The organism is Candidatus Nardonella dryophthoridicola, from assembly GCF_017656055.1.
GTDB lineage: Bacteria > Pseudomonadota > Gammaproteobacteria > Enterobacterales > Enterobacteriaceae > Nardonella > Nardonella dryophthoridicola.
The window spans coordinates 56,836-83,804 of the sequence record NZ_CP069383.1 but is presented as its reverse complement, the minus strand read 5'-3'; the positions used below and the strand labels follow the sequence as shown (position 1 = coordinate 83,804).

General features: G+C 15.0%; 28 protein-coding genes and 6 tRNA genes. 19 read left to right on the top strand and 15 right to left on the bottom strand.

Annotated features, from left to right (window positions below):
* Window positions 1-4: 4 nt before the first annotated feature.
* The 4 genes from clpX to dnaQ form a co-directional block, all read right to left on the bottom strand.
* On the bottom strand, window positions 5-1,195 hold the full coding sequence (gene clpX / locus JRY34_RS00430; protein WP_208967120.1) for an ATP-dependent Clp protease ATP-binding subunit ClpX: 1,191 nt from the start codon (window positions 1,193-1,195) through the stop codon (window positions 5-7).
* A 12-nt stretch (window positions 1,196-1,207) separates the two neighbouring features.
* The gene (locus JRY34_RS00425) at window positions 1,208-1,783 is read right to left on the bottom strand and encodes an ATP-dependent Clp protease proteolytic subunit (protein ID WP_148708359.1); all 576 of its coding nucleotides are present in this window, start codon (window positions 1,781-1,783) and stop codon (window positions 1,208-1,210) included.
* Window positions 1,784-1,801: 18 nt separating this feature from the next.
* Window positions 1,802-1,876: transfer RNA gene (locus JRY34_RS00420), tRNA-Asp, on the bottom strand.
* A 3-nt stretch (window positions 1,877-1,879) separates the two neighbouring features.
* Window positions 1,880-2,584: a DNA polymerase III subunit epsilon gene (gene dnaQ / locus JRY34_RS00415; RefSeq protein WP_208967119.1), complete on the bottom strand. Its 705-nt coding sequence runs from the start codon at window positions 2,582-2,584 to the stop codon at window positions 1,880-1,882.
* Between the two features lie 66 nt (window positions 2,585-2,650).
* On the opposite strand from dnaQ, the gene argS reads away from it, so the two are divergent.
* Window positions 2,651-4,408: an arginine--tRNA ligase gene (gene argS, locus JRY34_RS00410; RefSeq protein ID WP_208967118.1), complete on the top strand. Its 1,758-nt coding sequence runs from the start codon at window positions 2,651-2,653 to the stop codon at window positions 4,406-4,408.
* Here argS and murJ read toward each other — a convergent pair.
* Both murJ and JRY34_RS00400 read right to left on the bottom strand, forming a co-directional pair.
* Window positions 4,392-5,909: a murein biosynthesis integral membrane protein MurJ gene (gene murJ / locus JRY34_RS00405; RefSeq protein ID WP_208967117.1), complete on the bottom strand. Its 1,518-nt coding sequence runs from the start codon at window positions 5,907-5,909 to the stop codon at window positions 4,392-4,394. The two genes, argS and murJ, sit on opposite strands and share 17 nt — an antisense overlap.
* A gap of 35 nt (window positions 5,910-5,944) precedes the next feature.
* A tRNA-Ser gene (locus tag JRY34_RS00400) sits at window positions 5,945-6,031 on the bottom strand.
* A gap of 129 nt (window positions 6,032-6,160) precedes the next feature.
* Between JRY34_RS00400 and mnmA the strand changes: the two genes are divergently transcribed.
* Window positions 6,161-7,258 carry a tRNA 2-thiouridine(34) synthase MnmA gene (gene mnmA, locus JRY34_RS00395; protein ID WP_208967116.1) on the top strand — a complete coding sequence of 366 codons (1,098 nt, stop codon included), beginning with the start codon at window positions 6,161-6,163 and terminating at the stop codon, window positions 7,256-7,258.
* Here mnmA and JRY34_RS00390 read toward each other — a convergent pair.
* Genes JRY34_RS00390 through JRY34_RS00380 form a run of 3 tightly spaced genes read right to left on the bottom strand, consistent with a single transcriptional unit; the run spans window position 7,255 to window position 9,147 of the window.
* Complete coding sequence (locus tag JRY34_RS00390) at window positions 7,255-8,034, bottom strand: TatD family hydrolase (protein ID WP_148708354.1); 780 nt, start codon at window positions 8,032-8,034, stop codon at window positions 7,255-7,257. The genes mnmA and JRY34_RS00390 overlap by 4 nt on opposite strands.
* A gap of 1 nt (window position 8,035) precedes the next feature.
* A complete protein-coding gene (locus JRY34_RS00385) occupies window positions 8,036-9,010 on the bottom strand; it encodes a hypothetical protein (RefSeq protein ID WP_208967115.1) in 975 nt (324 codons plus the stop codon).
* A complete protein-coding gene (locus JRY34_RS00380) occupies window positions 9,007-9,147 on the bottom strand; it encodes a 50S ribosomal protein L32 (RefSeq protein ID WP_148708352.1) in 141 nt (46 codons plus the stop codon). The genes JRY34_RS00385 and JRY34_RS00380 overlap by 4 nt, the downstream gene beginning before the upstream one ends.
* Window positions 9,148-9,247: 100 nt before the next feature.
* On the opposite strand from JRY34_RS00380, the gene rplU reads away from it, so the two are divergent.
* From rplU to JRY34_RS00315, 13 genes are all read left to right on the top strand, one after another.
* Window positions 9,248-9,571: a 50S ribosomal protein L21 gene (rplU, locus tag JRY34_RS00375; protein WP_148708351.1), complete on the top strand. Its 324-nt coding sequence runs from the start codon at window positions 9,248-9,250 to the stop codon at window positions 9,569-9,571.
* Window positions 9,572-9,576: 5 nt separating this feature from the next.
* Complete coding sequence (rpmA, locus tag JRY34_RS00370; RefSeq protein WP_208967114.1) at window positions 9,577-9,837, top strand: 50S ribosomal protein L27; 261 nt, start codon at window positions 9,577-9,579, stop codon at window positions 9,835-9,837.
* Between the two features lie 11 nt (window positions 9,838-9,848).
* Entirely contained in the window at window positions 9,849-10,832 is a 984-nt protein-coding gene (locus JRY34_RS00365; protein ID WP_208967113.1) for a GTPase, read from the top strand.
* 4 nt (window positions 10,833-10,836) lie between these two features.
* A complete protein-coding gene (locus JRY34_RS00360) occupies window positions 10,837-11,316 on the top strand; it encodes a GreA/GreB family elongation factor (RefSeq protein WP_208967112.1) in 480 nt (159 codons plus the stop codon).
* The gene (locus JRY34_RS00355) at window positions 11,306-11,926 is read left to right on the top strand and encodes an RlmE/FtsJ family methyltransferase (RefSeq protein ID WP_208967111.1); all 621 of its coding nucleotides are present in this window, start codon (window positions 11,306-11,308) and stop codon (window positions 11,924-11,926) included. Before JRY34_RS00360 ends, JRY34_RS00355 begins: the two co-directional genes overlap by 11 nt.
* A 1-nt stretch (window position 11,927) precedes the next feature.
* Complete coding sequence (gene ftsH / locus JRY34_RS00350) at window positions 11,928-13,676, top strand: ATP-dependent zinc metalloprotease FtsH (RefSeq protein ID WP_208967110.1); 1,749 nt, start codon at window positions 11,928-11,930, stop codon at window positions 13,674-13,676.
* 1 nt (window position 13,677) lies between these two features.
* Window positions 13,678-13,875: a hypothetical protein gene (locus JRY34_RS00345; protein WP_148708345.1), complete on the top strand. Its 198-nt coding sequence runs from the start codon at window positions 13,678-13,680 to the stop codon at window positions 13,873-13,875.
* Between the two features lie 84 nt (window positions 13,876-13,959).
* Window positions 13,960-14,032, top strand: a tRNA-Met gene (locus JRY34_RS00340).
* Between the two features lie 52 nt (window positions 14,033-14,084).
* On the top strand, window positions 14,085-15,587 hold the full coding sequence (locus JRY34_RS00335) for a GTP-binding protein (RefSeq protein WP_208967109.1): 1,503 nt from the start codon (window positions 14,085-14,087) through the stop codon (window positions 15,585-15,587).
* A gap of 5 nt (window positions 15,588-15,592) precedes the next feature.
* Window positions 15,593-15,958, top strand: a complete 366-nt coding sequence (locus tag JRY34_RS00330) for a ribosome-binding factor A (RefSeq protein ID WP_148708343.1) — start codon at window positions 15,593-15,595, stop codon at window positions 15,956-15,958.
* A gap of 30 nt (window positions 15,959-15,988) precedes the next feature.
* Window positions 15,989-16,168 (top strand): 30S ribosomal protein S15, encoded by a 180-nt coding sequence (locus tag JRY34_RS00325; protein ID WP_148708342.1) that lies wholly within the window; start codon window positions 15,989-15,991, stop codon window positions 16,166-16,168.
* Between the two features lie 35 nt (window positions 16,169-16,203).
* Window positions 16,204-18,276, top strand: a complete 2,073-nt coding sequence (gene pnp / locus JRY34_RS00320) for a polyribonucleotide nucleotidyltransferase (RefSeq protein ID WP_172597153.1) — start codon at window positions 16,204-16,206, stop codon at window positions 18,274-18,276.
* Window positions 18,266-19,606: a DEAD/DEAH box helicase gene (locus tag JRY34_RS00315; protein WP_148708340.1), complete on the top strand. Its 1,341-nt coding sequence runs from the start codon at window positions 18,266-18,268 to the stop codon at window positions 19,604-19,606. The genes pnp and JRY34_RS00315 overlap by 11 nt, the downstream gene beginning before the upstream one ends.
* Here JRY34_RS00315 and JRY34_RS00310 read toward each other — a convergent pair.
* Window positions 19,593-20,774 carry an aminoacyl--tRNA ligase-related protein gene (locus JRY34_RS00310; protein ID WP_148708339.1) on the bottom strand — a complete coding sequence of 394 codons (1,182 nt, stop codon included), beginning with the start codon at window positions 20,772-20,774 and terminating at the stop codon, window positions 19,593-19,595. The genes JRY34_RS00315 and JRY34_RS00310 overlap by 14 nt on opposite strands.
* A gap of 53 nt (window positions 20,775-20,827) precedes the next feature.
* Here JRY34_RS00310 and JRY34_RS00305 point away from each other — a divergent pair.
* Both JRY34_RS00305 and JRY34_RS00300 read left to right on the top strand, forming a co-directional pair.
* A tRNA-Ile gene (locus tag JRY34_RS00305) sits at window positions 20,828-20,901 on the top strand.
* A 5-nt stretch (window positions 20,902-20,906) separates the two neighbouring features.
* Window positions 20,907-20,977 (top strand) — tRNA-Ala (locus tag JRY34_RS00300).
* Window position 20,978: 1 nt separating this feature from the next.
* Here the strand turns inward: JRY34_RS00300 and tilS are convergent.
* The 5 genes from tilS to JRY34_RS00275 all read right to left on the bottom strand — a co-directional run bounded on the left by tilS (window position 20,979) and on the right by JRY34_RS00275 (window position 24,833).
* Complete coding sequence (gene tilS / locus JRY34_RS00295; RefSeq protein ID WP_208967108.1) at window positions 20,979-22,412, bottom strand: tRNA lysidine(34) synthetase TilS; 1,434 nt, start codon at window positions 22,410-22,412, stop codon at window positions 20,979-20,981.
* A complete protein-coding gene (locus JRY34_RS00290) occupies window positions 22,393-22,569 on the bottom strand; it encodes a hypothetical protein (RefSeq protein ID WP_208967107.1) in 177 nt (58 codons plus the stop codon). Before JRY34_RS00290 ends, tilS begins: the two co-directional genes overlap by 20 nt.
* Window positions 22,570-22,592: 23 nt before the next feature.
* Complete coding sequence (locus JRY34_RS00285; RefSeq protein ID WP_208967106.1) at window positions 22,593-23,381, bottom strand: 5'-3' exonuclease; 789 nt, start codon at window positions 23,379-23,381, stop codon at window positions 22,593-22,595.
* Window positions 23,371-24,747, bottom strand: coding sequence for a replicative DNA helicase (dnaB, locus tag JRY34_RS00280; RefSeq protein WP_148708336.1), 1,377 nt, complete (start codon window positions 24,745-24,747; stop codon window positions 23,371-23,373). Before dnaB ends, JRY34_RS00285 begins: the two co-directional genes overlap by 11 nt.
* Before the next feature lie 13 nt (window positions 24,748-24,760).
* Window positions 24,761-24,833: transfer RNA gene (locus JRY34_RS00275), tRNA-Phe, on the bottom strand.
* 157 nt (window positions 24,834-24,990) lie between these two features.
* On the opposite strand from JRY34_RS00275, the gene JRY34_RS00270 reads away from it, so the two are divergent.
* Together JRY34_RS00270 and groL are read left to right on the top strand one after the other, a co-directional pair.
* On the top strand, window positions 24,991-25,281 hold the full coding sequence (locus tag JRY34_RS00270; RefSeq protein WP_148708335.1) for a co-chaperone GroES: 291 nt from the start codon (window positions 24,991-24,993) through the stop codon (window positions 25,279-25,281).
* A gap of 38 nt (window positions 25,282-25,319) precedes the next feature.
* On the top strand, window positions 25,320-26,960 hold the full coding sequence (gene groL, locus JRY34_RS00265; RefSeq protein ID WP_208967105.1) for a chaperonin GroEL: 1,641 nt from the start codon (window positions 25,320-25,322) through the stop codon (window positions 26,958-26,960).
* The last annotated feature ends 9 nt before the right edge of the window (window positions 26,961-26,969 follow it).

The following is a 26,969-nucleotide window of genomic DNA, read 5'->3' as shown; positions in this document are numbered from 1 at the left end:
CATTTTATTCATATATAAATATAGGTTTGTTTTTTTTATTTAAAGATTCTTTATTAATTACAATTTTTTTTATTCTCTTATTTTTTTTATTTTTTTCATAATTTACATAAAACATTAAATCAATTAACAAATCATCTAAAATATATTTTAATCCTCTAGCTCCTATTTTTAATTTTACAGATTTTTTAGCTATTTTTATTAAAGAATCTCTTTCAAAATCTATTTCAATATTATATAATTTAAAAATTTCTTTATACTGATTAATTATTGAATTTCTAGGTTTTACTAAAATTTTAATCATTTCTTTTAAATTTAAATTATTTAATTTTAATAAAATAGAAAACCTACCAACAAATTCTGGTATAAATCCATATTTTATTAAATCATTATATAAATAATTTGTATTTAAAAAATTATCATTTTTATTATCTAAATTAAAACCTATATTGTATTTATTTTTATTTGTTATTTTATCAAGACCATTAAATGATCCACTACATATAAATAGTATATTACTAGTATCAATATTTATAAATTCTTGATAAGGATGTTTTCTCCCTCCTCTTATAGGTATATTAGCAATAGTTCCTTCTATTATTTTTAATAATGCCTGTTGAACACCTTCACCAGATACATCTCTTGTAATAGATGGATTATAACTTTTTCTTGATATTTTATCTATCTCATCTATAAAAATAATACCTTCCTCAGTTTTTTTAATATCAAAATTACATATTCTTAATAAATTATATATTAAACTTTCAACATCTTCACCTACATATCCTGCTTCTGTTAAAGAAGTTGCATCAGAAATAGAAAATGGAATATTTAATAATTTAGAAATAGATTTTGCTATTAATGTTTTTCCACATCCAGTTGGCCCAATTAACAAAATATTACTTTTATTTATATTATTAATTTTATATTTGTTTTTTATATAATGATTAAATATAGAAATTGATAATATTTTTTTAACATTATCATGACCAATAATATCTTTATTTAATTCATTATATATATATGTAGGATTAATTTCAGAATTATTTTCTTCATCTTTTTTATTATCATTTTCTCTATATAAAAGACATTTTCTACATATATAATAAATATCTTTATCTATTATAATTTTATTTATATTATCTTTATTATCATTACAAAATGAACATATGAAAAATTCATAATCATCTATATTCATAATTTTTTAAAATTATTTATCTTTATATTCTATTATACTATCAATTAGACCATATTTTATAGCTTCTTCAGAATCAAAAAAATAATCTCTATCACTATCTTTTTCTATTTCATCTATACTTTTTCCAGTATGTTTAGATAATAATTCATTCATTTTTATTTTTATTTTTAATATTTCTTTTGTATGTATTTCTATATCTGATGCTTGACCATAATATCCACCTAATGGTTGATGTATCATTATTTTAGAATTAGGTAAACAAAATCTTTTTCCTTTTTTTCCAGCAGATAATATTAATGAAGCCATTGAACAAGCTTGTCCTAAACATATAGTTTTTATATCTGGTTTAACAATCATCATTGTGTCATATATAGATAATCCTGAAGTTATTATTCCTCCCGGTGAATTTATATATATACTTATATCTTTTTTATTATTCTCTGATTCTAAAAATAATAATTGAGATATTATATTACTAGATAATCTATCATTTATAATTCCATATAAAAAGATTATTCTATTTTTTAATAATTTTATATAAATATCATAAAATGTATTTATATTATTATTTAAATTATATGAATTCATATTTTATAAAATTTTTTTCGGTATGAACGGGATTCGAACCCGTGACCCTCGGCGTGACAAACCGATGTTCTAACCTAGCTGAACTATCATACCAAATTATTTATATTTCTTTATTATAAGATTTAAAAATATGTTATTATTATTAATTTCTTTATTATTAGCAAATATAATTTTAAGTTTTTTATTATTATAAAAACTACTATTTAATAAATTATTGTATTTAATATTATTATTATAGAATAAATTTTTATTAAAGTCTATTCTTAATTGTTTACTAGTTAACTTTAAATATATATTAACTAAAATAATTACATCATTCAATGCACTATGTTTATTTCTTTTTTTTTTATTTATATTTAATCTTATAGATAAATCATCTAAATTATTTTTTTTACATGGAAATATTTTTCTAGATATACTTAGTGTATCTATTATATTACATATATTTTCTATTTTAATATTATAATTAATTAATTTTAATTCATAATTTATAAAACCTATATCAAATTTAGAATTATGTATTATTAAATCATGTCCTTTTATAAAATTTATCAAATTATTAGCTATATTATAAAATATAGGTTTTTTTTTTAAAAAATTATTACTTATTTTATGAATATTATAAGCTTCTATATCTATATTTCTATTAGGATTTATAAATACATGAAATATATCCTTAGTAATTTTTCTATTTATTATTTTAATTGCTGCAATTTCTATTATTTTATGATTTAAATAATGAGGACCATTTTTATTTATTCCAGTAGTTTCTATATCTAATGCTATTTGAATTTTATTCATTTAAAATATATTTTTAAATAAAATTATATATTATTATTATATATATAATATTTTTAAAAAAAAATTATGAACATAGAAAAAATTATAATAAAAAAAATAATATATATATTAAATATACATAATATAAAATATTATTATAAAGATATAAAATGTAAAATGTTAAATAATAATAAATTTGGAGATTATACGGTATATGGAATATATAATATTTTATTAAAAAATAATAAAACTTATATTATAAATAATATTATAACAATATTAAATAAATATTTTTGTTTTAAAAAAGTTATATATAAAAACTTTTTTATAAATTTTTACATAAAATATGAATGGATAAATTTTTTAATAAATAAAATTTATAATACAAATTTTTTTAATATAAATATATATAAAAAAATATTTAAAAAAAATAAAAATTATAAAATATTATTAGATTATTCTTCTCCAAATTTAGCTAAAGAGATGCATATAGGACATTTAAGATCAACTATATTGGGTGATTTTATGTTTAGAATATTAAAATTTTTTAATTTTAATGTAATAAAATCAAATCATGTAGGTGATTGGGGATTAAATATAAGTATTATAATAACATTTATATTAAATAAAAATATAAAATTAAATGAAGGAATAAATATATCAAAAATAGAAAATTTTTATTTAAAATCCGTAATAGAATATAAAATAAATAATAACTTTAAAATAAGATCAGAATATGTATTATTTATATTACAAAGTAATAAAAATTATATTTTAAATAATATATGGAAAATTATAACTAAAATATCAATTAATAATAATAATAAGATATATAAATTATTTAATATATGTTTAAATAATAAAGATATAAATGGAGAAAGTAAATTTTCAAAATATATTCCATATATAATAAAAGATTTATATAATAAAAAAATTGCAAAAAATATAAAAAATTGTAAAACAGTAATAATAAAAAATAAAAAAAATAATAATAAAAAATATATTATATTACAAAGAAAAAATAAAACTTATTCATATATACTAATAGAAATAGCATATATTAAATATATATTTAATAATATAAAAGCTAATAAAATTATATACTATATAGATAATAGACAAAAAAATCATATTAAAAATTCTTATATAATATCAAAAAAAGCTAAATATTTAAATTACGGGAAAATAATACATTATAATTTTGGTACTATTTTAAATGAAAATAATAAACCACTTAAAACTAAGGAAGGAAAGTCTTTAAAAATAAAAAACTTATTTTTTATAGTAAATAATAAAATTAAAAAATATTTTATAAATAAAAATAAAAAAAAAAACATTAAAAATGATTATAAAAATATAAACATAATATCAAAAATTATATCTATTAATTATATAAAATATAATGAATTATCTAAAAATAAATATAATAATTATATATTTAAAGTAAATAATTTTTTTTATAAAAATAAAAATAATTTTTTATATGTACAATACTCATATTGTAGAATGATTTCAATATTAAATAAATATAATAATAATAAAAATAAATATAATTTTAATATTAATAAAGAAATAAATATTAATAATTTATATGAATTTAAATTATCATTATACTTAATAAAATTTGAAAATTTAATAATTAAATCTTATATTAAATCTAGTCCTAATATTATATGTGAATATTTATATAAAATATCTTCTATATTTTCAAAAATGTATGAAAAATATAATATATTAGAAAATGAAAAAGAATCTTTTAATAATATTAAAATTATTAAAATGATTATAAAAATATATATTACTTCATCAAAAATATTAGGAATAAAATTTATTGATAAAATATAAAATCATTAGGTTTAATATCATTTAAATATAAACTAATAAGATATGTGGATAAACCTGAAATTATTAAAAATAATAATTTAAATATACGTATAAAACAATTATCATAATAATATATATATATATATTTTATTAAAAATAATAATATAACTATCATACAAAATGATGATATAAGTATCTTTTTAGCTAAATCTAACCAATTATAATTAGTTATATATATTTTTTTTTTAACCAAGTAAATTATTAAAAATAAAAAATATAATATAGAATTTATACTTATAGAAAGTGATAAACCAATATGTTTAAATGAAATTAATAATAAATTAATTAATTGTGATATAGCTATAGTTACTATAGATAGTTTTAAAGGAGTAATACTATCTTTTCTAGCATTAAAAGCAGAAATTAATATTTTAGATAAAACTATAGAAATTAATCCTATTGAATAAGAAATTAATGAATTTTTTGTCATTTCAACATCAAAATAACTAAAATTACCATAATAAAATAAAGACATAATTATATGTTTAGATAATATAAGTATTAATATTAATAAAGGAACTGAAAATATTATTCCTAATTTTATACCCCAATCTAATACATTAGAATATTCTTTTATATTATTATAATTTTTTGATAATATAGGTAATATCATAGTACTTAAAGAAACTCCTAATATTCCTGAATTAAATTCCATTATTTTATCTGAATAATATATCCAAGATACAGATCCAGAACCTAAGAAAGAAGATAAAATTGTATTTAATATTATAGATGATTGATTAATAAAAGAATGAAATATTACTGATTTAGTTGACTTATAAAATTTAACTATATTATTATCTTTTAAATCTATAATTGGATATAAATTAATATTAATTTTTTTTTTTATATATATAATATGAATTATTAATTGTATTATACCTCCTATTAATAATGACAATGGTAATATAATTATACTTTTATTAAAAAATTCAGTTAACACAAATAATATAGATAATATATTTATTATAATTGGTGTTAATGAAGAAATTATAAAAGAATTATAAACATTAAAAATTGATGTTGTTAATGATACAAAAGATGATATAAATATATAAGGTAATAAAATTATAAATAATTCTATTGTTTTATTAATTTTATAAATACTTCTGTAACCAGGATTCATAAATGATACTATATGTTTTGATAAAATAAAACATGTTATTATAATAAATAAAGTTAATAATATAAGGAAACCTACTATTTTTTTTATAAATATATTAGTATTATTTATAGAATTATTTTTTTTATGTTCTATTAATGTTGGAACTAATAATTGATAAAATATTCCTTCTGCTAATACTTTTCTAAATAAATTTATTATTTTAAAAGAATTAAAAAAACAATCAGTTAAATTGTTAGCTCCAAAACAATTAGCTAATATTATATCTTTTACAAATCCAAATATTTTAACTATTACTGTAACAGAACTTATAAACATTAATTTTTTTAGTAAATCCATATTTTTATAATTTAAAAATTATTTTTTTTTATAATCAGTGAGAGAGGGATTCGAACCCTCGGTATAAAAAAATATACACGTATTTTCCAAACACGCTCTTTAATCCTCTCAGACATCTCACTTTAATTTTAATAAGTCGATAATAGGATTTGAACCTATAAAAATATATTACGAATATATTATTTTACCAATTTAAATTATATCGACTTTAATTATATTCTATTTTATAATAAAAAAAAAAAAAATAAAATATGAAAAATAAAAAAATAGTAGTTTTAATGTCTGGTGGAGTAGATTCTTCAGTAACTGCTTATATACTAAAAAAAATGGGATATTATATAGAAGGATTATTTATAAAGAATTGGAATAAAGATGATAATAAGTACAATTGTAATTCAATAGATGATTACTTAATGGCAAAAAAAATAACTAATAAATTAAATATTAAATTAAAATATATAAATTTATCTAAATATTATTGGAATAATGTTTTTATAAAATTTTTAGATGATATAAAATTAGGTATTACACCTAATCCAGATATATTATGTAATAAAAAAATTAAATTTAATATATTAAAAAAAATAATAGATAATAATATAAATTATGATTATATAGCAACAGGTCATTATGTAAGAAAAATAGTTGTAAATAAAAGAAATATAATCTTAAAAGGTATAGATAAAAAAAAAGATCAAAGTTATTTTTTATCTTCGATAAAATCTAAAAATATAAATAATTTTATTTTTCCATTAGGAAATTTTAATAAAGAAGATGTAAGAAAAATAGCTAAAGAAATAAATTTTGAAAATTATAATAGAAAAGGATCTACAGGGATATGTTTTATAGGTAAAAAAAAATTTAAAAATTTTATAAAAAATTTTATAGAAACTAAAAAAGGATATATATTAAATGAAAATAATAAAATAATAGGCAATCATGATGGTGTTAATTTATATACAATAGGTCAAAGAAAAGGATTAGGAATAGGAGGAATAAAAGGATATAATAATAAACCTTGGTATATAATAGAAAAAAGAATAAAAGATAATCTAATAATTGTTTCTCAAGACATAAATAATTCTAATTTATTATCAAAAGGTTTGATAATTAAAAATATGAATTGGATAAATAATAAACCTTGCATTAATAAATTTATAGCAAATGTTAAAATAAGATATGATAATTCTAAAAATGATATAAAATCTAAAATAGAAATTATTGATAATAATCATATAAAAATTATTTTTTATGAAAAGTCAGGAGTAGTTGTTCCAGGACAATATGCTGTAATTTATATAAATTCTATATGTTTAGGAGGAGGTAAAATTATAAAATTAATAAATTAATTTTTTAAATTAAAAATATTTATAAAATTTTTATAAATTTTATATGATAAAAAATTAATATCAACATTTAATAAGTTACTTATCATTTTAATAGTTTCTATTATATATATAGGTTTATTATAATTTCCTCTATAAGGTTCAGGTGTTAAATAAGGAGAATCTGTTTCTACTAATAATCTACTTAAAGGTATATATTTTATTAATTTTCTTAAATAATCTGATTTTTTAAATGTTAATATTCCTGATATTGATATATAAAAATTATAATTTAATATTTTTCTTAAAGTATCTATATCATAATTAAAACAATGTATTATACCTTTTAAATCTTTATTTCTTTTAAATATGTTTACTATATATGTAGAAGAATTTCTAGTATGTATTAATATAGGTTTATTTAATTCTAAACTTATATTTACATGCTTTATAAAAGAATCTATTTGATTTTTTATAAAAATCTCATTTTTTTCTTTTAAAAAATCTAATCCTGTTTCACCAATGGCTGAGATATATTTTAATTCACAAATTTTTTTTAATTTTTCATAATTAATTTTTTTATTTTTTATACTTAATGGATGTATTCCATAAGAATTTAATATCTCATTATAATTTCTAATTTTAGCTATATTTTTTTTAAAAAAATTAAAATTTAAATTTATATTTAATAAATATTTTATATTATTATTTCTTATGTTTTTTATAAATTCTTCTATATTTTTATAGCATTTTAAATATATAATTTCATCTAAATGAAAATGTGAATCTATTAATATCATATTATTTTGTTTTTTTTAATATATATAAAAATATATAAGATATTAAAATATCTTTATTTAATAAATTATTTATATCATTATTTATATAATATATATATAAAAATAATTTATCTATTATATTAAATAAAATTTTATTATTTAAATATTTTGATATAATTTCAATATATTTATAAATTTTTTTATTTTTATTATTTATTAAAAAATTATAACATCTATTATTTATAATTTCTATAAATATTATTAATAAATATTTAATTATAGATAATACATATAAATTATTACGTTTTATATAATATATAAAACTAAATATATCTTTATTTATAAAAATCTTTATAAAATTTATTAATATAATATTTAAATTATTAATAAAAAAAATAATTTCTTTTATATCTAATATCTTATATAAAAAATGTAATATTCTTATATTTGATAACTCTTTATTAAATATATTTTTGTTAATATTAATAAGTATATTTTTTTTAAATTTATTTATATAAGGATAATTTATTTCTATTTTATAAAATAAATTATTATTTGTATTATTTATCATGTAATTATATAAATTTTTTGTATGAAATATAAAAAATAAATTTTTATTTTTAATATAATTTAAATTACTAAATATATGTTTTATAAATTTATTATCTAATTTTATATTATATATATATATTAGTACTTTATTTTTATAACTATTTTTTATTATATTTAATATATTAAACTTTATATTTTTATCTATTATAAATATATTATTTATATTTTTATAATTAATACAATTTTTACATTTTTTACAATTAAAATATAAATAATTATTTTTAATACAAAATAACCATTTAGATATTTCTATTATAAAATTATTATTTAAATTAATATTATAATTATAATTATTATAAAGTAATATAGGAAAATTTTTATTTTTATATATTTTAATTATTTTATAATAAATATTTTTTATCCAAATTGTATTTTCAAATATCATTTTTTTACAAAATTAAAATGAAAAATATTAATATCGTTATTTTCTTTATTATAAAATAAAGTAGGTTTTCTAATATTTATATTAGATTTTTTCATTTTTTTTTTTGATTTAGTTTTTCTATTTTTTTGTACAGCCATATATTATATATTTTTTTTTTATTATAATAATATTATAATTATTACATATTTTAAAACATTTATAAATAAATTTATTAAAATATAAAAAAAATAAATTAATATGAAAATAATATTGGAAATAAAAAATAAACAATATATAGTAAATAAAATAAACGATATAATTAAAATAGATAAAATTAATAAAGAAATTAATGATTTAATAGAAATACGTAATATATTATTTTTTGAAGAAAATAATAAATTAATATTAGTAGGAAAACCATATTTAAAAGAAATTATAATTATTGCAAAAGTTATTAATCATTTTAAAGATAAAAAAATAAAAATTTTAAAATTTAAAAGAAGAAATAATTATAAAATAATAAAAGGACACAGACAAAATTTCACAAATATTTCTATATTAAAAATTATTAAAAATAATTAAAAATTATGGCACAGAAAAAAGCTACCGGTTCAACTAAAAATGGTAGAGATTCTATAGGAAAAAGATTAGGATTTAAACATTTTGGAAGTGAATTAGTATATCCAGGAAATATAATATTAAGACAAAGAGGTAGTAAATTTCATCCAGGTTATAATTCTAAAATGGGAAAAGATTATACAATATTTTCAAAAATAATAGGAAAAGTATTTTTTAGATATAAAAAGTTTAAAAATAAAAAAATTATAGATATTATTCCTTTAAAATAAATATTAAAATAATGAATAAAATTATTATATTAAAATCTGGAAATGGAGGTAATGGATATTATAAAAAATATAAAAATTATAAGAATAATAATATATATAAAGGAGGTAATGGAGGTAATGGAGGTGATATATATATAGAATCAAATAAAAATTTAAATAATTTAAATAACATTAAAAATAATAGCATTATTAAATCAGAAAATGGTAAAAATGGAAGTAGTAATAAAAAAAATGGTAAAAATGGAAAAGACCTGATAATATATGTCCCAATAAAAACTATTATAATAAATTTTAATACTAATGAAATAATACATAAATTTATAAAAGATAATGAAAAAATACTTATATTAAAAGGTGGATTAGGGGGAAAATATAATAAAAATATTAATAATTGTAATTATTTAGGAAAAAATGGTTTTTTTATAAAAATAATATTAAATTTAGAAATAAAATCAGATATTTATGTTTTGGGATATTCTAATTCAGGAAAATCTTCTTTTATATCTTCATTAATAAATAAAAAAAATAATATAAAAATATCTAATTATATTTTTTCTACAAATAAAAATTTTATATATAATATAAAATTTTATAAATTTAATTTTTCTATTATGGATACTCCAGGAATAATTAATAAATTAAATAAAAATAAAAATAAAAAAAATATAGAACTTTTAAATAATATTAAATATAGTAAATTAATTATATATATAATAGATATTTACAATTTAATATCATTTAATTTTAATTTAAATACTATAATAAAAGATATTAATAATAAAATTAATATAAATAATAATAAATTGATAATAAATAAAAAATATTTTATAGTAATAAATAAAATAGATATTTTAAAAAATTATTTTAAAATGAAGATTTTATTTAATAAAAATAATATATATAAAAATAAAATATTTTTAATATCCTCAAAATATAGAACTGGTATAAATAATATATTATATAAAATAAAAGAATTTCTTATAAAAAAAAAATAAAAATATGAAATATATATTAATTACAAAAAATGGTATAAATGATTTATTAAAAAAAATAAATATAATAAAAAATAATAAAATACCTGAAATATTAAAATTAATAGAAACATCAAGATCATATGGTGATTTAAAAGAAAATCATGAATATAAATGCGCAAAAGAACAATATTTAATTTATGAAAAAAAAATAAAAAATTTAGAATATATATTATCAATATCAAAAATATTTTATCCTAAAGATATAAATAATAAAAATATAATATATTTTGGATCTATAGTTGAATTAATTAATATGGATAATAATATTATTAATAAATATCAAATAGTAAGTGAATTTGAATCTGATATAAAAAAAAATAAAATATCTATAAATTCACCTTTATCAAAAATATTAATAGGTAAAAAAAAAAATGATATAATTAATTTAGAAATATTCAATAAAATTATAAGATATAAAATAATATCTATATATTATGAAAATTAAAAATAATAAAAATAATTATTTTTATTTTAAAGAATCTAAAAGATTAAAATTAATTTCTAAATCTTGGTTTAAAATATATGAAATTGATAAAAAATTTAATATTTTTAAAAATAATACAAATATAATAGATTTAGGATCTTATCCAGGTGGATGGATAAAATATATTATTGATAATTTTAAAAATATTAAAATATTTTCTTGTGATATTAAAAATATTGAAATAAAAAATAAAAATATTTTTTTTATAAAAGGTGATATATATAAAACATATAATTTACTCATTAATATAATAAATAATAAAAATATTTGTAGAGTTGATACTATAATTTCCGATATATGTCATAAAATTACTGGACATAATGATATAGATATAATAAAAATTATAGATTTTATTAATTTATCATTAAAATTATGTAATGATATTTTAAAAAATAAAGGAAATTTAGTATTTAAGTGTTTTAATGGTAGTAAAGATATTAAATTAATAATAAATAAAATAAAAAAAATGTTCAATATTATTAAAATTATAAAACCTATATCATCTAATAAAAATTCAAAAGAATTTTATATTGTTTGTAAAAATTTTAAAAGAAATAAAGAGGTAATTTAAAATGATTAAAAATTTTATTCTATTTATTTTAGTTTCTGTATATTTTATAACATTTTTAAGTAATATAAAATATATTTTTTTTAATAAAACAATAAGTTATAACAATTTTATAAAATTATTAAATAATAATTATATAAAAAAAATATATTTAGAAGGAAATAAAATATTTATATTAAATAAAAATAACAAAAAATATATAACATATATACCAAATATATGTAAAGAATTAACTGAAATATTATTAAAAAATAAAGTTGATATACTAAATAAAAATTATATATTAAATAGTAATTATATTATTTATTACTTAATGTATGTAATTCCAATATTAATATTTTTAATTATTTGGTTAATTTTAATAAAAAAAATAAATATTAAAAATTTATTTTTAGGTAAAAATAATGTAAAAAATAATATAAAAACAAAATTTTGTAATATAGCTGGATGTGATGAAGCTAAAGAAGAAATAAAAGAAATAGTTAATTTCTTAAAAAATCCTGATAAATATAAAAAATTAGGAGGTAAAATTCCAAAAGGTATTTTATTAATAGGAGAACCTGGAACCGGTAAAACATTATTAGCTAAAGCAATAGCTGGAGAATCTAATGTACCATTTTATAATATATCTGGTTCTGAATTTGTAGAAATGTTTGTTGGAGTTGGTGCTTTAAGAGTAAGAGAAATTTTTGATAAAGCAAAAAAAAATTCTCCATCAATAATTTTTATAGATGAAATAGATTCTATAGGAAGACAAAGAGGTATAGGTTTAGGAGGAAGTCATGATGAGAGAGAGCAAACATTAAATCAAATGCTTGTTGAAATGGATGGTTTTACAGAAAATGAATCTGTTATAGTAATAGCTGCAACAAATAGACCTGAAATATTAGATAAGGCTTTATTAAGATCAGGTAGATTTGATAGAAAAATAATAATAGATTTACCAAATTTAAAAGGTAGAGAAGATATATTAAAAATATATATAAAAAAAACTAATATATCAAAAGATGTAAATATAAAAGAAATAGCTAAAACAACATATGGATTTTCTGGAGCTGATTTATTTAATTTAGTAAATGAATCAATATTAAATGCTGTTAAAAATAATAGAAATATTATTTCAATGAAAGATTTTGATATATCTATAGACAGAATATTATTAGGCATAGAAAAAAAAAATTTATTTACTAATATAAATCAAAAAGAATCAGTAGCATATCATGAATCTGGACATGTAATAGTAGGTAAAATAATTTCAAATCAACATATAAATAAAGTTACAATAATACCTAGAGGTAATTCATTAGGATATACTATGTGCATAGAAGATGAAAATTTATTAAATCTAAATAAAGAAATATTAGAAAATAAAATATCTATTTTATATGCTGGTAGAATAGCAGAAGAAATAATATATGGAAGTGAAAAAGTATCTACTGGATGTTTTAATGATATCAAAACAGCTACAAATATAGCAAAAAATATGATATTAAAATGGGGTTATTCTGATAAATTATCTCCTATAATTTTTAATGAAAATGACATGTGGAATAGAAAAATATTATTTTCTAATAGAATATTAGATTTAATAAATAATGAAATTTTTGATATAATAAATAGAAATATAATAAGATCAAAAAAAATTTTATTAAAAAATATAGATTTATTACATAATATGAAAAATTTATTATTAAAATATGAAACTCTGTATTTTGAACAAATTAATGATATAATCAATAGAAAATTTTTATAAGATGTTAATCAAAATTATTTATTTAATATTATTTATTTTGTTAAAATATATTTTTTTTTATGAATTTATATTTAATAATAATTTTAGTAATTTAAATAAATATGAATACATATATAATAATAAAATAAAAATAAATAAGTTTATAATATTATTAATATTATTATTTTTTATATTATGTATTTTTTTTAGTAAGTTATAATATTATTATATTATTATATAATTTATTTAAAAATAATATGTTTATATTGATTTTATAATAAATTTATTATATTATAATTTTTATAGCGGAGTAGAGCAGTAGGTAGCTCATCGGGCTCATAACCCGAAGGTCGTTGGTTCGAGTCCAACTTCCGCAATTTTCATAAGTTTCTATCTTATTCTTCAAAAAAAAAACATTAATTTTAAGAAATGTATAAAAATAAATTCAAAGATATACAAATATCTAAAAATTCAAATATAAAAAATTCTATTATTACTATATTAGGTCATGTAAATCATGGAAAAACATCTATATTAAACAGAATAATAAATAATACTTATATGGAATCAAGAAATATAACTCAACATATAAAATATTCTTATATAATGTTAAAAGATGAAATATTAACTTTTATAGATACTCCTGGGCATGAAGATTTTTATAAAATTAGAAATTTAAGTATTAAAATAACAGATATTATTATATTAGTTGTTTCAGTAGATGACTGCGTAAATAAACAAACAATAGAATGTATAAATTATATAAAATTAAATAGTAATATACCATGTATTATAGTAATTAATAAAATAGATAAAAATTATGATAAAAACAAAATAATAAACGAATTATCAAAATATAATATAGTATCTAAAGAATGGGGAGGAAAATATGATTTTATATATACTTCATCTAAAAATAATATAGGAATAAATAATATAATTACTGTTATTTTAAAATATACAAAAAATATATTTAATTTTAATGAAATAAATAATAATACAATTTCTAAAGGAATAATTATAGAATCTTATATAAATAAAAATGAAGGATTAAAAACAGTTTTAATAATTAAAAAAGGTATATTTAAAGTAGGAAACTATATATCTACTAATTTAGAAAAAAATAAAAAAATAAAATCTATATTTAGTATGAATGAAAATTTAAATATTTCTATACCATCTATGCCTATAGAAATAACTGGTTTAAATAAAATACATAGATTTGGAAATATTATATATTCATATAATAATAAAAATTTAATTAAAAATATTAAATTTAATAATTATAAAAAAAAAAAAATAATTGAGAATAATATAATAAATAATATTAATTTTAATAAAAATTTAAATAAAATTAATATAATATTAAAGACTGATGTAACAGGAAGTTGCGAAGTTATATTAAAAATATTAAAAAATATAGATAAAAATATAAATATTGTTTATTATAATATAGGTAATATTAATATTAATGATGTTAATAAAGCTTTATTATCAAATTCAATAATAATAGGTTTTAATATTAAAATTGATAGTAAAATAAATAAAATTATAAAAAATAACAAATTAATATTTAATAATTATACTATAATTTATGATTTAATAAATGATATAAAAAAAATAATAAATAAAAAAAATACAGATATAAACAAAACAGATTTAAATAAAATATTTAAAAGTAATTCTATAATAAAAAATATTTTTAATTATTCTAATTATAAAATAGCTGGTTGTAAACTTAATAAAGGAATAATAAATATTAATGATAATATATCAATATTTAGAGAAAATAAAGAAATTTTTAATGGTAAAATAAAATCTATGAAAATATTGAATAACGTTGTTAAAGAAGTTAAAAATAATAATGAATTTGGAATTATTATAAATAATTTTAATGATATTAAAATAAATGACATATTAAAATCATATTAAAAAAGATGAAAAATTATTTTATAGATAAAATTTCTAATGAATTTAAATATAAAATATCTATAATTTTTAAAAAATATATAAATGATATTAGAATAAAAAATATATCTATTATAGATGTTAAAATAACTAAAAATTTTGAATTAATAAAAATATATTTTTTATTACCTTATAATGAAAATATTAATTCAAAAAATATATATAAAAAAATTAATATTTTAAATAAAACTATTAATTTTATAAAAAAAAATATATATAAAAATATAAAATTGAAAAAATTTCCTTCTAAATATATTTTTATATATGATGATTCTATAGATAAAGGTTATAATATATATAAATTATTAAAAAATAATTTATTAAAATATAATTAAAATTTTTTAAAAATAAATAAAAAAAATATTATGATAAAAAACAATATTTTTTTAAAAAAATATTTTGATAATATAAATAATAAAATAGAAAAGTTAAAAATACATTTTTTAAAAAATAAAAAAGATTTACATAGTAAAAGAGGTTTTATATTATTAATATCTAAAAAAAAAAAAATTTTGAAATATATTAAAAAAAATAAAAAAGTATAATTTTTATATTAAACAAAAAAATAAGAGGATTAATTTTGATAAATAAAAAAATAATACATGAATTTAATTATAATAATAAAAAAATAAAAATAGAAACAGGATTAATATGTAGGAATTCTTCATCTTCTGTTTTTATAAGTATAAATGATACAAAAGTTATAATTTCTATATTAGAAATAGAAAAAAAAAAAAATAATGATTTTTTTCCATTAACAGTTAATTATTATGAAAGATCATATTCATTAGGAAAATTTCCTAATAATGCATTAAATAGAGAAATAAGACAAAATGAAAATGAAATATTAATATCTAGATTAATAGATAGATCTATAAGACCTTCATTAACAAATATAACTAATTATAATAATGAATTATATATAACTGTTATTGCTTTATCAATGGAAGAGGATGTTAATCCTGATATTATATCTATAATAGGAGTTTCTTCAGCATTAAGTATTTTAATAAATAATTTTGATCCTATATTTTGTATTAGATTATCTATTGATAAAAATAATAAATTTATAATAAATCCAAATATAAGTTTATATGAAAAAAATGATTTAAATATTATAATATCAGGTAATGAAAACTCTATAACTATGATAGAATCTAAATCAAATCTAATTGATTATAACATAATATTAGATTCTATAGATTTTTCTATAAATAATTCTAAATTAATAATATATAATATAAAAGAATTTGTATATAAATATTATAAGAATAATAATATAAATAAAAAAAAATATAATATTAGTAACATATATAAAGATTTTTATTTAAAAAATATTGTATATAATTTAACAAATAAGAAAATTAATAATTTATTTAATATAAAAAATAAAAATAATAGAATATTAGAAATAAATAATATAAAAAAAAAATTATTATTAGATATAAATAATATTTTGTCTTCAAATTATAATGAAGATGATATTCTAAAGTACTTAAATAAAAATATAAAAGAAAAATTTAGATATTTTATATATAAAAATTCTATAAGATTAGATAATAGAAAATATAATGAAATAAGAGATATAAATGTAATATTTAATATATTACCTAAAACACATAGTTCATGTTTATTTATTAAAGAAAATACTCAATCATTAATTACTATAACATTAGGTAATGATAATAAAAATATTTCTTTAAAAAATAAAAATTTTATTTTTCATTATAATTTTTTAAATTATTGTTTTGGAGAAATTGGTTTTTTAAGCTTTCCTAAAAGAAGAGAAATAGGACATGGAAAATTAGCATACAATTCTATTTTTCCTATAATACCAGAAAGTAATAATTTTCCATATACTATAAGATTGGTATCAGAAATATTTGAATCAGATGGATCTTCATCTATGGCATCTGTTTGTGGAGCTTCTTTAGCTCTTATGAATTTAGGAATATCCAAAGAACATATTGCTGGAGTTGCTATGGGATTAATATTTATAGATAATAATGAATATATAATATTGTCAGATATAACAGGTGAAGAAGATAATTATGGAGATATGGATATGAAAATATCTGGTAATTGTAATTATATAAGTGCTTTACAAATGGATGTAAAAATATGTAATAATATAAATGTAGATTTAATTAGAAATGTATTTTTTGAAGCCAAAAAATCTATTAAGAATATATTAGAAAAAATGAATTATAAGATATCTAAGCCTAATAAAATATCAAAAAATTTACCTATATTTAAAATAATAAAAATTGATGTTAATTATATAAAAAATATAATTGGCAAAGGCGGTAATGTAATAAAAAAAATAATAAATGAAACAAATTCTGAAATAGATATTGATAATGATGGAACAATAAAAATATTGTCAAATAATAAGGAAAAATTAAATTTAACTTTAGAAAAAATAAATAATTTATTATTTATACCAAAAATAGGAGATATATATTTTGGTAAAATAATAAAAAAAAATAATAAAGGAATTATTTTATATATAAAAAAAATAAATAAACAATTTTTTGTAAATTATAACATAAAAAACAATAATTTTAATATAAATGAAGAAGTAAAAGTTAAAATTATTAATATAAACAATAATAAAAAAATTATATTTAATATATTAAAAAATGAAAAATAATAATAATTTATCTTTTAATGATTTAGGAATAAATAATAAATTTTTAATTGATAAAATAAATAATTTAAACTATAAACCATTTCCAGTACAAATAAAATGTATACCAGAAATATTAAATAATATAAATATAGTTGGAATAGCAAATACCGGTAGTGGAAAAACTTTATCTTTTGTTTTACCTATACTTGAAATTTTATATAATAAAAATATAAATATAATTATATTAGAACCAACTAGAGAATTATCTTTACAAGTTGAAAAAGTTTTTAAAATATTTATTAATGATATAAATAAAATTAAAATAGCTAATTTATATGGTGGAGTTGGATATACAAATCAATTAGAAATATTAAAAAAAAATCCTCAAATAATAATTGGTACTCCAGGAAGAATAATAGATCACATAAAAAAAAAAAATTTAAATATAAATAATATATCTATTGTTGTTATAGATGAATCTGATGAAATGTTAAAAATGGGTTTTATAAATGATATAAAATTTATATTAAGTAATATAAAAAATAAATATCAAATAATATTATTTTCAGCTACAATGCCTAACTATATATATACTAATATAATAGATAAAATAATAAAAAAATATAAAAAAATAACTGTAGAAAATAAATTTGATATAAAACCTAATATAAAACAAGAATATTGTATAATAAATAATGATAATAATAAGAATTTAATACTTACAAAAATGATAGAAATAAATAAAAATTTAGGATCTATAATAATATTTGTAAATAGAAAAATATCTACAATAGAATTGTCTAATTATTTAAAAAATTTAGGTTATAATACTAGTTATTTAAATGGAGATTTAATACAAAAAATAAGAGAAAGAACTATAGAATTATTTAAAAAATCAAAAATTGATATATTAGTAGCTACAGATATAGCATCAAGAGGTATAGATATAGATAATATTAATTTAGTTATAAACTATGATTCACCAAATAATTTAGAAACATATATACATAGAATAGGAAGAACTGGTAGAGCAGGAAGATCTGGAAAATCAATAATTTTTATAAAAAATATAAAATTTTTAAAAATAATTAATAAAAAATTCAATAATATAAATAAAATAAATTATCCTAATAATAAAATAATGATAGAAATAATATTTAATAAAATTACAGATGATATAAAAAATCAATATTTAAAATTAGAATATGAAAAAAATATAAATTATTATAATAATATTATAAAAAAATTATTATGTTTTACTGATAATAATATAAATAAATTATCTATAATATTATTTAAATTAATACAAAATAATAATAAATTATATAATTTATTTATTAATAAAAATTAGATTTTATTTCATTTATAATAAAATCTAAAATTTTTTTAATATTAATAATATGTACTTCATTTTTAATTCTTAATTTAATTTCAATATTATTTTTTTTTAAATTATTTTCACTTAATATTAATATTATAGGTATTCCTAATAATTCAGAATTATTTATTGATTCTCCATAACTACATTTTTTATTATTTAATAAAACTTTAATATTATTTTCATTTAATTTTTTATATAAAAAATTAGAAAACTTATAAATTTTTAAATTATTAAAATTTATTATTATTATTGATACAATAAATATTGATATAGAATATGGTAATATTAATTTATTATTAATAATATTTTGTTCTATTAATGTATAAAAAATTCTAGATATACCTATACCATAAGAATTTATATATAAATTTTCATTTACTTTAAAAAATAATTTTTTTTCACCTATTTTAAAAATATGAGCTATTTCTATAAAAGAATTATTATATTTATTAATATCAAAATTTATATATTCTATATCATTATTGTTTAGATTATAATTTTTATTATTATTATAAGATAATGAATAAAATTCATGTGAAAAATTACTATTTATATAATTATCATATTTTTGTTTTGTTATAAAAAATTTTATTTTAAGACTATTTAGTATATTTATATATGATTTGTATACATTTAAATAAGTTTCATCTAAACATTTATAATTTTTATGTAAAGAATAAGCATCTTTCATTATAAATTCATATGATCTTAAAATATTATGATTTCTAACTTCATTTCTAAACTTATTATTTATTTGAAATAATTTAATAGGAAATTTTTTTTTAGATTTTATTATATTAGAAAAAATATATATAAATTCTTCTTCATTAGTAGGACTTAATATATAATTTTTATTTTTTATATTAGTTTTTATAAATTGATTAAAATAATTAATTTTATTTTTTAATATAAAATCAGGTTGTAATATAGGAATATAAAATTCATAAAAATTTATTTTATTCATTTCATCTCTTATTATTTTTTTTATTTTACTTAATAAAATATATCCATTAGGCAAATAAATATATAATCCAGAATCAATTTTAGATATAAATCCAGCTTTTATCATTAAATTAATTACTAAATCATTCTTATTTAAATTTTTATTTGTAAATAAATTATAATTTTTAGTTTTCATTTTTTTTTACTTTTTAAAATAAATATAGTATAATTTTTTATAAATATATTTATAGGTTTGTAGCTTAGACTGGTAGAGCACACCCCTGATAAGGGTGAGGTCAGTGGTTCAAATCCACTCAAACCTAAAGAGGGGGTTATAATTTAAAGGTAGAATATTTGATTTGCAATCAAAATGTAGCGGTTCGACTCCGCTTAACTCCAATTAAAAATCATTAATATTTAATTTATAATATACATATATTATATTATGTAAATTTTTATTTTTATTGTAATTTTTATTATAAAAATAATTTAACATATATAATAATCTATTATTAATAAATATAAATGGTATTTTATTTCTTATATATAATGGTATATTTAAAATTTTATATATTTCTTTAATAGAAATTTTTTTTTTTTTATTATTTTTAATAAAAAAATATTTTTTTTTTATATTTATATCAAATTTTACTTTTAATAAATCATTTTTATTAAAATTTATTATTTTAAAAAAATTTAAATTATATTCTTTTTTTCTAAATTTATAAAATTTTAAAAAACCTATATTATAAGGTAATTTTATTTTATTATCTATATCTATAATTTTATTTAAATTCTTATAATTTATTATTATTTCATACTTTTTTAGAAAAAACTTATTGTATTTATTAGTATAATAAAATATATCTTTATATATAAAAAATATTTTATTTTTTATAATAGTAGAACTAGAATTTTTTATTAAAATATTATAAATATTTATTATAAAATTAAAAGTATATTTTAAATTTAATATTTTTAACCATTTTAAAATAATCATTTTTAAATAAAAAGATGATTTTATATAAAATATATTATTTAATAATATATATTTATTATTAAGTAATAATCTATTTTTAAAATTTTTTTTTATTAAATATTTTATAAAATACAAATTATCTGAAAAAATATCAATTGTTTTACATATTTTATAAATTATATTTGGCCATTTATTAACTAATAATTTAATTAATTTATATCTTATAAAATTTCTATCATAATACAAATTAAAATTACTATTATCTATAATAAATTTTTTTATATTTAATATTTTTGAAAAAAAAATTATATTTTTTTTTGTATACATTAATAATGGACTAAATATTTTAATTCCAAATACTTTACGTATTTCTTTTATACTACTTAAACCAATAAAACTACCTCTTTTTAAAAATAAAAAAAAACTTTCTATTTTATCATTTTTATGATGACCTGTTATTAAAAATTCATTTTTATTTATATATTTTTTTATTTTATTATATCTTAATATTCTCAAATTATTTTCTAAATTATTTCTATTTTTTATATATATATTATCTACATATATTAATATATTATTTTTATTACAAAAATCTATACATTCTTTTTCCCATATTTTTGATTTATAATTTACATTATGATTTATATGTATAGCTTTTATAAAAATATTATTATTTAATTTATATTTTATATTAATAAATAATTTTAATAAAAATTTTGAATCTAATCCTCCACTAAATGATATTAAAAAATTATTTATATTATATTTATTATATATATATAATATTTTATCATTTATATCTTTTTCAAAATTATATATTTTTTTATTATTTTTATTATTTAATAATAATTTCATTATAATTATTAAAATTTATATATTTATTTTTAATTTTTAATGCTTTTATAGTTACTTTTTCTACACTTTTATTATTATTAAATATATTTTCATTATTAATATGAATATTTTTTGATATTTTAGATAGTAATATTACTAATTGAAAATTATTATACATTATATTTTTTATTGAAATTAAAATTATTTTAATTTAAAATCAGATATTTTATATCCTGTAAATATATCAGTATTTATTTTTATAAGATTATATGCTTTAATTACATTATTTTTATATTTTATTAAATTATTTATTACAAAATTAGAGTTATTTATTTTATTAATATTATATATTTTTTTTATATTTTTATATATTGAATTTATATCTCCTATTTCATTTATTAATATACTAGATATTTTTTTACCTATTCCAAATACACCTTTAATATTATCAGATATATCTCCAATTAATGAAATATAATCTATCATAAATTTAGATTTTATTTTATATTTATTAAATATAAAATTATCATCAATTATTACTTTATTATATATATCTATAACTTTTATATTATCATTTATTAATTGATATATATCTTTATCATATGCACTTATAAATATTTTAAAATTATTTCTTTCACAATGTTTAGATATTGTACCTATTATATCATCAGCTTCTATATTGGGTATTGAAATAACATTTATATTTTTTAAATATAATTTTTTTTTAAATAAATTTATTAAATATATAAAATTTGTAGAACATTTTTTTCTATTTATTTTATATTTTTTAAAAATTATTTTTCTATAATTAATATTATGGTTATCAAAAACAAATATTATATAATTAATATTATTTATACTATTCATTATTTTTTTAATTATTATATTTATTGCATAATTTATATTTATTTTATTCTTTAATATTAATCCATAATATAGTTTATATATATGAGGTATTGTATCTATTATTAAAATTTTTTTATTTAACATTTCTTTCTATATAATTTTCAAATCTAGAAAATTTATTATTAAATAATAATTTAATAGATCCTAATGGTCCATTTCTATGTTTTCCTAATATTATTTCAGTTATACCTTTATTATTATTAATATTATAAACTTCATCTCTATATATAAATATTATTAAATCTGCATCTTGTTCAATTGAACCTGATTCTCTTAAATCAGAATTTATTGGTCTTTTATCTGATCTTAATTCTAAACTTCTATTTAATTGAGAAATGGCTATAATTGGTATATTTAATTCTTTAGCTAAAGATTTTAAAGATCTAGATATTTCAGTAATCTCCATAGTTCTATTATTTAATAAATAAGGAACTTTAATAAGTTGTAAATAATCTATCATAATTAAACTTAATCCATTATTTTCTCTAAATAATTTTCTAGCTTTTGATCTTAATTCATAAGTTGTAATATATGAAGAATCATCTATATATATATTTTTATTTTTTAATAATATTTTTATAGTATTATTTATATTTTTTATATCAAAATTAGATAAATTTCCAGTTTTTATTTTATATTGATCTATCTTACATAAAGAAGATATTATTTTTATTAAAATTTGTTCTAATGACATTTCTAAACTAAATATTAATATTGGTTTTTTATTAAATAAAGATATGTTTTCACATATATTTAAGGCAAAAGTTGTTTTACCCATAGAAGGTCTTGCCGCAATTATTATTAAATCAGAATTTTGAAAACCTAATGTTTTTTTGTCTAAATCATAAAAACCACTTGGTAATCCAATTAAATTATTATTATTATTTTTATTTTTTAATATTTTTTCAAATATATTTTTTAAAAAGAGTTCTATATTCTTAGGTTTATTATAAACTAAATTTTTACTTTCTATTAATTCAAATAATTTAGATTCTATACAATCAATTATATCATCTAAATTTTTTCCGTTAGGATATAAACACATGTTATATATATCATTAGAAGAAGATATTATTTTTCTTATTATTGATTTTTCTTTTATAATATTAGCATAATGTAATATATTAGAAACACTAGGAATATTTTTTATTAATTTTAATAAATAAGAATATCCACCAATTACATTAAGTTTATTTTTATTATTTAAATATTCAGATAGAGTTATTATATCAATAGGTTTATTAATATTAAATAAATTTTCTAATTCACTAAATATTATTTTATGATTATCCAAAAAAAAATCTTTACTATTTATTATTTCTATAATATCACTAATTTTAGAATTATCTATTAATAATCCACCTATAACTGATTGTTCTGATTCTATTGAGTAAAATATATAATTATTAAAATTATTTGGTTTATTAAGTAAAAAAGATATTTTTTTCATAAAATTAATATTATGCCTGAAGTTGGAATCGAACCAACGACACATGGATCTTCAGTCCATTGCTCTACCAACTGAGCTATTCAGGCTAAATTTAATTAAAATAATATTTTAAATATTTAAAAATTTAATATAATAATATAAAATATTTATATAAAATATTTTTTTTATTAATACTTGAAGTTAATAAATAATAATATTATATTTATTAATATAAAATTAATTACAATATTTTTCAATACAATTATGAATATATATCCATTAAATGATAAAGTAGTATTAAAAAAAATTAATATAGAACCTAAATCACCAGGTGGAATAGTATTAACAAATTCATATGAAAAATCAAATAGAGGTGAAGTTATAGCAATAGGAAAAGGTAAATACATGGAAAATGGAAATATTAAACCTATAGAAGTTAAAGTCGGGGATATAGTAATATTTAATGATAATTATGGAATAAAAGTAGAAAAAATAAATAATGAAGAATTTTTAATACTATCTGAAAGTGATATTTTAGCTATAATAAAGGAATAAAATTATCTTAAATAAAAAATTTATAGGAGGAAAAAAAAATGACATCAAAAGAAGTTAAATTTGGTAACGATGCACGCATAAAAATGTTAAATGGAGTAAATATTTTAGCTAATGCTGTAAAAGTTACATTAGGACCAAAAGGTAGAAATGTTGTTTTAGATAAATCTTTTGGATCTCCATTAATTACAAAAGATGGTGTATCTGTTGCAAGAGAAATAGAATTAGAAGATAAATTTGAAAATATGGGAGCACAAATGGTAAAAGAAGTTGCTTCTAAAGTTAATGATATGGCAGGTGATGGTACAACTACAGCTACATTATTAGCACAATCTATAATAAATGAAGGATTAAAGGCAATAGCAGCAGGAATGAATCCTATGGATATTAAAAGAGGTATAGATAAAGCAGTTAATTATGCTATAAATGAATTAAAAAGAATATCAGTATCTTGTTCAGATTATAAATCAATAATACAAGTTGGAACAATATCAGCTAATTCAGATGAAAATATAGGTAAATTAATAGCTGATGCTATGGAAAAAGTAGGTAAAGAAGGAGTTATAACTGTAGAAGAAGGATCAGGATTAAATGATGAATTAGAAATAGTAGAAGGTATGCAATTTGATAGAGGTTATTTATCACCTTATTTTATAAATAAACCAGATTTTAATATTGTTGAATTTGATAATCCTTACATATTATTAATAGATAAAAAAATAACAAGTATAAGAGAATTATTACCAATTTTAGAAAATATAACAAAATCAAATAAACCTATATTAATAATAGCAGAAGATATAGAAGGTGAAGCATTAGCAACATTAGTAGTTAATAATATGAGAGGAATATTTAGAGCAGTTGCTGTTAAAGCTCCAGGATTTGGTGATAGAAGAAAATCAATGTTACAAGATATTGCTATTTTAACAGGAGGTATATTAATTTCTGAAGAAATAGGATTAGATATAAGTAAAACTACATTAAAAGATCTTGGTAATGCTAGAAAAATAATAGTAGATAAAGATAATACAACAATAATAGATGGATATGGAGATAAAAAATGTATTAATCAACGTATAAATCAAATAAATAAGGAAAAGGAACAAACAGATTCAGAGTATGATAAAGAAAAATTACAAGAACGTATAGCTAAATTATCAGGTGGTGTTGCATTAATAAGAGTTGGGGCAGCAACAGAAGTGGAAATGAAAGAGAAAAAATCTAGAGTGGAAGATGCATTAAATGCTACAAGAGCAGCTGTAGAAGAAGGAGTAGTAGCTGGAGGAGGTGTTGCTTTAGTAAGAGTTTCTAAAAACTTATTAAATTTAAAAGGTGATAATGAAGATCAAAATGTTGGTATTAAAGTTGCAATAAAATCTATGGAATCTCCATTACGTCAAATTGTTTCTAATGCCGGTGAAGAACCATCAATAATATTAAATAAAATAAAATTAAGTGATGGTAATTTTGGATATAATGCTTTTACAGAAGAATATGGGGATATGATAAAAATGGGTATATTAGATCCTACAAAAGTTACTAGATCAGCATTACAATATGCAGCATCAGTAGCTGGATTAATGATAACAACTGAATGTATGATTACAGAAATTAAAAAAGAAGAAGATAAAAATTTTGATACACAAAATCCTAATATGAATAATATGAATAATATTATGTAATTTTTTTTT